General features: G+C 71.5%; 2 protein-coding genes. Both read right to left on the bottom strand.

Translation table 11 applies throughout. From position 1 onward, the window contains the following. Nucleotides 1-180 precede the first annotated feature (180 nt). Nucleotides 181-1,182, bottom strand: coding sequence for a tryptophan--tRNA ligase (gene trpS / locus HEQ75_RS27550; protein ID WP_168035320.1), 1,002 nt, complete (start codon nt 1,180-1,182; stop codon nt 181-183). Nucleotides 1,183-1,240: 58 nt separating this feature from the next. Then, nucleotides 1,241-1,948: a YggS family pyridoxal phosphate-dependent enzyme gene (locus HEQ75_RS27545; RefSeq protein WP_168035319.1), complete on the bottom strand. Its 708-nt coding sequence runs from the start codon at nt 1,946-1,948 to the stop codon at nt 1,241-1,243. Nucleotides 1,949-2,151: the final 203 nt, after the last annotated feature.

The following is a 2,151-nucleotide window of genomic DNA, read 5'->3' as shown; positions in this document are numbered from 1 at the left end:
CCCACAACGCCGACCCGAAGCCCTTCCGCTGGACCGCACCTGCCGACACCATCATCAGCAAGCACCAGCGCGGGAAACGTCTGCTGGAATCACTCCACTAGCCGGCCGTCCCCGCCGCGGCAGGAAGAACCTTCAGCGCCGCGGCAGGAAGAACCTTCAGCGCCGCGGCAGGAAGAACCCTCAGCGCCGCGGCAGGAAGCCGACGATTTCCTCGGCCCGGGCGCAGATCGGCGCGGCGATCGCCTCCGCCCGGTCGGCGCCGAGCCGGAGCTCCGCATCCAGCGCCGCCGGGTCGTCCAGCAGCCGCGCCATCTCCGTCCGGATCGGGTCCAGATGCGCCACCAGGGCGGCCACCAGCACCTCCTTGAACTCGGAGAAGCCCTTGCCGCCATGCTCGCGCAGCACGTTCTCCGGCAGGGTGTTGGTGATGCCGGCCAGGATGCCGACCAGGTTGCGCGCCTCCGCCCGGCCCTCCAGCCCGGCGGCGTGGTCGGGCAGCGGCTCGCTGTCCGTCCGCGCCCGGCGGATCTTCAGCGCGATGGTGTCGTGGTCGTCCGTCAGGTTGATGCGCGACTGGTCGGAGGGGTCCGACTTGCTCATCTTCCTGGTGCCGTCGCGCAGGCTCATCACCCGGGCGGCGACGCCCTGGATCAGCGGTTCGATGGTCGGGAAGAAGTCCACGCCATAGTCGTGGTTGAACTTCTGGGCGATGTCGTTCGCCAGTTCCAGGTGCTGCTTCTGATCGTCGCCGACCGGCACCTTGGAGGCATGGTAGGTCAGGATGTCGGCGGCCATCAGGTTGGGATAGACATAGAGGCCGGAGGAAGCGGCTTCCCGGTCCTTGCCGGCCTTGTCCTTGAACTGGGTCATCCGGTTGAGCCAGCCGATGCGCGCCACGCAGTTGAAGATCCAGGCCAGCCGCGCATGGGCGTGGACATGGCTCTGGATGAACAGGATGCAGCGCCGGGGGTCCAGCCCGCAGGCGATCAGCGCCGCCGCCATCTCCCGCGTCTGCCGCGCCAGCTCCTTCGGGTCCTGCCACTGGGTGATGGCGTGCAGGTCGACGACGCAGAAGATGCTCTCATGCGTGTCCTGCATCGGCACCCAGTTGCGGATGGCGCCCAGGTAGTTGCCCAGGGTGGGCACGCCGGAAGGCTGGATGCCGGAGAAGACGCGGGTCATGGGATCGGTGTCGCTCTCGGTGAGATGGCGCCTGCTTGGGCCGGGGCGGCCCGAATCGTCAAGCCTGCGGGGCGGGGCGATGGCCGAAGATGGCGGTGCCGACGCGGACATGGGTGGCGCCCTCGGCGATCGCCGCCTCGAAATCGCCGCTCATGCCCATGGAGAGCGTGGCCAGGCCATGGCGCGCGGCCAGGGCGGCGAGCGCCGCGAAATGCGGCCGCGGGTCGCCTTCCGCCGGGGGGATGCACATCAAGCCGGTGACGGGCAGGCCGTGTTCCTCGCGGCAGGTGCGGATGAAGGCATCGGCTTCCGCCGTCGGGATGCCGGCCTTCTGCGGCTCGTCGCCAATGTTCACCTGCACCAGCATCGCCGGCGCGCGGCCTTCCTTCTGCATCGCCTCGCGCAGGGCCAGCGCCAGCTTGGGGCGGTCCAGGCTCTCGATCACATCCGCCACCCGCACCGCGTCGCGCGCCTTGTTGGTCTGCAGCGCGCCGATCAGATGCAGGCGCAGCGCCGGGTGCGCCGGCCGGAGCGACGGGAACTTGGCCTGGGCCTCTTGCACCCGGTTCTCCCCGAAGCAGGTCTGGCCGGCGGCCAGCGCCACGGCGACGGCCTCCACGGGATGGGTCTTGGAGACGGCGACGAGGGTGACGCTGTCCGCCGGGCGGTTGGCGCGGCGGCAGGCCTCGGCGATCCTGTGCCGGATGTCGGCCAGGCGGGCGGCGAGGTCGGGGTCGGCGTGGCGGTCTGGGGGCAGGTTCGGCATGCGGCGGAGGCTAATGCATTTGCGGCCAGGACGGTATCGGCGGCGGGATCGCCGGCCGGGCGGGGGCGCGGCGTGAGGCCGGGTTCCGCCGGGCTGGCGCGCTGGGCGCGGCGACTGCGGCCGGTGCCGGGGGTGGCGCGGCTGTGGCTGGTCTCGGACCCGGTGCGGCTGCCGGACCCCTCCGCCGCGGCGGCGCGGCTGCC

The sequence above is a fragment of the Falsiroseomonas selenitidurans genome, from assembly GCF_012103215.1.
Taxonomy (GTDB): domain Bacteria; phylum Pseudomonadota; class Alphaproteobacteria; order Acetobacterales; family Acetobacteraceae; genus Falsiroseomonas; species Falsiroseomonas selenitidurans.
Note: the sequence above shows the minus strand (reverse complement) of the source record. Positions and strands in the feature narration are given on the sequence as shown.

What these genes read in the sequence shown, in the direction of transcription:
- trpS (WP_168035320.1), bottom strand. Translation starts at nt 1,182, where the DNA reads ATGACCCGCGTCTTCTCCGGCATCCAGCCTTCCGGCGTGCCCACCCTG.
- HEQ75_RS27545 (WP_168035319.1), bottom strand. Translation starts at nt 1,948, where the DNA reads ATGCCGAACCTGCCCCCAGACCGCCACGCCGACCCCGACCTCGCCGCC.